The organism is Vibrio fluminensis (assembly GCF_015278125.1).
Taxonomy (GTDB): Bacteria; Pseudomonadota; Gammaproteobacteria; order Enterobacterales; family Vibrionaceae; genus Vibrio; species Vibrio fluminensis.
In genome coordinates this window covers 1-418 of the sequence record NZ_JADILO010000089.1, presented here as the reverse complement: position 1 = coordinate 418, position 418 = coordinate 1, and the positions used below count along the sequence as shown (strand labels likewise).

1 tRNA gene and 1 rRNA gene are annotated in these 418 nt (G+C 42.1%); both read right to left on the bottom strand.

Annotated elements, in window-relative coordinates:
- Positions 1-186: 186 nt before the first annotated feature.
- A tRNA-Glu gene (locus IRQ95_RS22035) sits at positions 187-262 on the bottom strand.
- A gap of 61 nt (positions 263-323) precedes the next feature.
- Positions 324-418 (bottom strand): 16S ribosomal RNA (locus IRQ95_RS22030); the annotation flags it as partial.

The window sequence follows — 418 nt, the reverse complement described above, 5'->3', positions numbered from 1 at the left end:
TTACTGAAACAGTAAGACAAAACCCAAGAACACTTGAATGTGTTTTTGTGTATTCAATTAAATTGAATACTTTGAGAACTTTACAAACAACAATAAATTGTTGTTTTGTCAGCTTTCCAAATTGTTAAAGAGCAATGTTTCTTTCGAAACCATTTCTAAAAACACTCTTGCGAATGCGTTTAAAGATGGTATCCCGTAGGGGAGTCGAACCCCTGTTACCGCCGTGAAAGGGCGGTGTCCTAGGCCTCTAGACGAACGGGACACTAAGAAACTCTAAATAAACATATCAATCTGTGTGGGTACTCATCACGATAATCATCGTATAAGGAGGTGATCCAGCGCCAGGTTCCCCTAGCGCTACCTTGTTACGACTTCACCCCAGTCATGAACCACAAAGTGGTGAGCGTCCTCCCGAAGG